Raw genomic sequence first — 4,418 nt, 5'->3', positions numbered from 1 at the left:
GATATTTATCATCATTTAACTTCTTTTTATTTAAGTTTCTAAAAAAATTCTCAAACATTATGAAATCTTATCTATTTTGAAAGAATATGTAATGAATTTTTTAAAATCATTAATAATTTTAAATGAATCTTTTAATAAATCTCTTTCAATTTTACCTAGTGAATGAGTATTTACTTCATTTGAAATTTTCTTATTTTCAAGAACATTCTCAAGTTGAGCTTTAAGTCTTAATGTATTTACAACATCAAAAGCTTCAAGAAGTTCAGCAGCTTTTTCTTTTTCTAAAATTTTTCTTTCTTCTAAAATTTTAATTCTTTTTACAGTTGTTGTTTCTCTAATTTTTTCTCTTAATGCTAAAGATCTAATTCCTTGAACAATTGGAAAAACAGAAGTTTTCTTAATATCAATATAGTGAACTTTTGTCATAAAATTAGCTACTGTATTTGGTGTATCAAATGTTAAAGTTGCTTTTGCAAAATATGCCATAAATACGTCTTTGTCATGTAGTTTTTCAAATAAATCATCTTTTAAATTAATTAATAATTTTTTATCACCAGCAACTGCAAAAGAATCAAAAAATATTGCTAAATCCATATAATCTTGCATAGCAGGAGCTTCTATCCATCTTGCAGTTTCTTTTTTATACTCTTCGACTGTTTTACACCAAAATGGATTTGAAACCATTATGTTTCCTTCACATTTTGGGTATCCAAAATCAATTAAATGATCAGTAATTTCTTGCATATATTTTCTATATTGTTCAACATCAATACCATCTTTTACAACAAGTGCATTATCTTGATCTGTTTTAATAATTTGTTCATTTCTTCCTTCACTTCCCATTACAATTAAACAAGCATCACTTTGTAATTCTTTTGGAACAACTAAATCATAAAGTTTTTTATAAACTTTTGTATTTAATTGTCCAATTAAGTTTGAGATATGATTTACTTTTACACCTTTTGCATGTAAACTTTTTATTATGTTTAATAAATCATTACTTGCATGTTTTAAGTCTTTAATTGTTTTTGCTTTTTTTATTTGAGAATCTACAACATAAGTATGATTTGCAAAATGAGATAAAACATCAATTTGCTCTAAAATTCCAATCATTTCACCTTTGCTATTAGTAACACCAATTCTTTTAATATTTCTTTTTATTAAAACAGTTAATGCTTCAAATAAATAATCATCATGAAATACTGTCATTAATGGAAAAATTGCAATATCTTTTACAGGAATATCTAATTTTCTACCTTCTAATAAAACTTTAACTTTTAAAAGTGAATCTGTAATAATTCCGTATTCATTTTTTTCATTTTTTACAATTATTGTTGAAGTTTTAAATGTCATTGATTTTTCAATTGCATCAATTAATTTTGTATTTTCATCAACAATACAAGCTTCATGAATTAACGTATCATCAACTTTTGCAATCATAAATCCTGATAATTCAGATGCATACTCTTTATTTTTTAATGTTTGTAATTTATTTACAAGATTTTTTAAAAAGAAGTCTTTAAATTGTTGATTGTTTTCAATTAATTTTAAAAATGTATTTTTTTCAAGTTCATAACAGATTAAATCTTCATGAACTTTAAAAGTATTTTTAGTTTCACTATATATTAAAGAATTTGCATCAAATGAATCTTCTTGATGATAATCCATAACAACTACATCTTCTGAGTATTCATGAACTGAACCTTTAATAATAATAAAAAAATGATTAGAAATTTTTTCAGGAGTAATTAATACAGAGTCTTTAGGATAATAAGCAATATCCATATGTTTAATACATGTTTCCATTTGTTCATTTGTTAAAACTTCAAAAGGATGGATGTTTGAAAGAAAAGCTTCTTGGTCTTGTAAACTCATTTAGTTGTTCCTTAAATAGCATTTTAAAATATCTATAAATTATAAACATTTTAAAATACTAAAAGTATACCCGAAGGTATACTTTTTAGTTTTTTTCTCTAGTGATCAACAGCCTCACCAGCTCCTGAAGGAATTCTAATTCTTTCAACAAGATCTTGAATTTCTTGAGGTGGTTCTGGAGTCATTCTAGATACAACTACTGCCACGATTAAGTGAAGTAATGTTCCAATTGTTCCAATACCAGTTGGTGCTATTCCTAAGAAGTAATCTTCTTTAGCTCCACCTAAGAATACGAAGTAGATAATGTAACCGAATGTGAAAATTAGACCAACTAAAATACCAGCAATCGCACCTTCTTTATTCATTCTCTTATCAAATACACCAAGGATAATAGTTGGGAAGAACGCTGCAGCTGCTAAACCAAATGCAAACGCAACAACTTGTGCAACAAATCCTGGAGGGTTAATCCCTAAGTAACCAGCAACACAAATTGCAGCTACTGCTGAGATTCTAGCCCACATTAACTCAGTTTTTTCGTTTAATGTAGATTTACCAGTTTCTTTATCTTTAAAGATTACTTGTCCCATAAGGTCATGCGAAATTGCTGATGCAATTACAAGTAATAAACCTGCTGCTGTTGATAATGCTGCTGCAAGACCACCGGCTGCAATAAATGCAATTACCCAGTTAGGTAAGTTTGCAATTTCTGGATTTGCAAGTACCATGATATCTCTATCAACATATAACTCATTTGCAATTCCGTTACCTTTTGCTAATTCTGCAGCATCTGCAGGACCTTTTGCATTAGTAACTAATCTATGACCATCTTCAGCTCTTTTATCACCATCGAATGCAGGTTTACCTTTAGCACCTTCAAATGCAGCACCTGTAGCGTATTGGATTTTTCCATCGCCATTTCTATCATTCCATGCAATAAGACCACCATTTTCCCATGTCTTAAACCAGTTTCCATTATTATCTGCAATTTTACCGTTTACAAATGCATCGTATTCAGTATTTTGAAGATTTTTAATTAAGTTTACTCTTGAGAATGCAGCAACAGAAGAAATAGTTGTATACATAATCGCAATAAATAATAAAGCCCAACCTGCAGATATTCTAGCATCTTTAACAGTTGGTACTGTAAAGAATCTAACAATAACGTGTGGTAAACCAGCTGTTCCTAACATTAACGCAGTTGTTAACATAAACATATTCCATAAGTTACCTGGTTGAGAATAGTCATTAAATCCTAAATCAGAAATAGACTGATCAAGAGCATGTAACAGATATGTTCCTTCTGGAATAGCTGAAACACCTGAAGTAAATTCAAATGTAGTCTGTGCAAAAATACCTAATTGAGGTAAGAATGTATCAGTAACTTGTAATGATAAGAAAATTGCAGGAATCATGTATGCAAAAATCATAACAACATATTGAGCAACTTGTGTATAAGTAATACCCTTCATTCCACCTAAAACAGAATAGAAGAACACGATTGCCATACCAATTAATACACCTGTATTAACATCAACTTGTAAGAATCTTGAGAATACAATTCCAACACCTCTCATTTGTCCAGCAACATATGTGAACGAAACGAAAATAACTGCTACAACTGCAACAAGTCTTGCTGTATCTGAGTAATATCTGTCACCAACAAAGTCAGGAACCGTAAATTTACCAAATTTTCTTAAGTAAGGAGCCAATAACATAGCAAGTAGAACGTATCCACCTGTCCAACCCATTAAGTAAGCACCACCATCAGAACCTTTAAAAGATATGATACCTGCTAATGAAATGAATGACGCCGCTGACATCCAATCGGCTGCTGTAGCCATACCATTCGCAACTGGGTGAACTCCACCACCTGCAACATAGAAATCTTTTGTTGAACCAGCTTTTGCCCATAGAGCAATACCGATATAAACTGCGAATGAAATACCTACAAATAGGTAAATTAATGATTGTAATTCCATATTTTAACTCCTATTCGTGAACGCCGTATTTCTCATCAATTCCTGTCATTACTTTAACGTAAACAAAAATTAATACAACAAATACATATATTGCACCTTGCTGTGCAAACCAAAATCCTAATTTAACACCACTAATTTCAATAGCGTTAAGTTCATTAATGAATATTATTCCACAACCGAAAGAAACAACAAACCAAACTACTAATAGCTTGATAATCATAGAAATGTTTTCTTTCCAGTATGCTTGTGCTTTTTCTGGACTCATCCTGCTCTCCTTATTTTTTTTACTAAACGAAAAACCGTTTAATAATTTAACATTGAAAGTATAATAAGTGTAGATAGCAAAAAGATAGCAATTAATATATTTTTTTATTTTTTTTTGAAAAAGTTAAATTTTTATGTGAGTTGTTTTGAAGAGAATGCCTATGGAATAGGGCTTTTAGACAGAATAATATCTATCTATTTTATACCCTAATCCTCTAATATTTTTTATGAAATCTTCTTTTATTGACTTTTTTAGTCTTGATATTTCAGCCCTAATAGTAGGATTATCTATATTTTCAC

The 4,418-nt window shown here is 29.5% G+C and carries 4 protein-coding genes; all 4 read right to left on the bottom strand.

Annotated elements, in window-relative coordinates; genetic code table 11:
- Positions 1-57: 57 nt before the first annotated feature.
- Complete coding sequence (locus ACERKK_RS07660) at positions 58-1,875, bottom strand: DUF294 nucleotidyltransferase-like domain-containing protein (RefSeq protein WP_373772491.1); 1,818 nt, start codon at positions 1,873-1,875, stop codon at positions 58-60.
- A gap of 98 nt (positions 1,876-1,973) precedes the next feature.
- Positions 1,974-3,854, bottom strand: coding sequence for a sodium:solute symporter family protein (locus ACERKK_RS07655; protein WP_373772490.1), 1,881 nt, complete (start codon positions 3,852-3,854; stop codon positions 1,974-1,976).
- A 10-nt stretch (positions 3,855-3,864) separates the two neighbouring features.
- Positions 3,865-4,119 carry a DUF4212 domain-containing protein gene (locus ACERKK_RS07650; protein ID WP_373772489.1) on the bottom strand — a complete coding sequence of 85 codons (255 nt, stop codon included), beginning with the start codon at positions 4,117-4,119 and terminating at the stop codon, positions 3,865-3,867.
- A gap of 174 nt (positions 4,120-4,293) precedes the next feature.
- On the bottom strand, positions 4,294-4,418 hold a 125-nt coding region (locus tag ACERKK_RS07645), incomplete at its 5' end, for a helix-turn-helix domain-containing protein (protein ID WP_373772497.1).

The organism is Poseidonibacter sp. (genome assembly GCF_041821165.1).
In the GTDB taxonomy this organism is placed as follows: Bacteria; Campylobacterota; Campylobacteria; order Campylobacterales; family Arcobacteraceae; genus Poseidonibacter.
Note: the sequence above shows the minus strand (reverse complement) of the source record. Positions and strands in the feature narration are given on the sequence as shown.

Bases quoted from the DNA above. Each gene is read 5' to 3' on its own strand.
- ACERKK_RS07660 (WP_373772491.1), bottom strand. From the start codon at position 1,875: ATGAGTTTACAAGACCAAGAAGCTTTTCTTTCAAACATCCATCCTTTT.
- ACERKK_RS07655 (WP_373772490.1), bottom strand. From the start codon at position 3,854: ATGGAATTACAATCATTAATTTACCTATTTGTAGGTATTTCATTCGCA.
- ACERKK_RS07650 (WP_373772489.1), bottom strand. From the start codon at position 4,119: ATGAGTCCAGAAAAAGCACAAGCATACTGGAAAGAAAACATTTCTATG.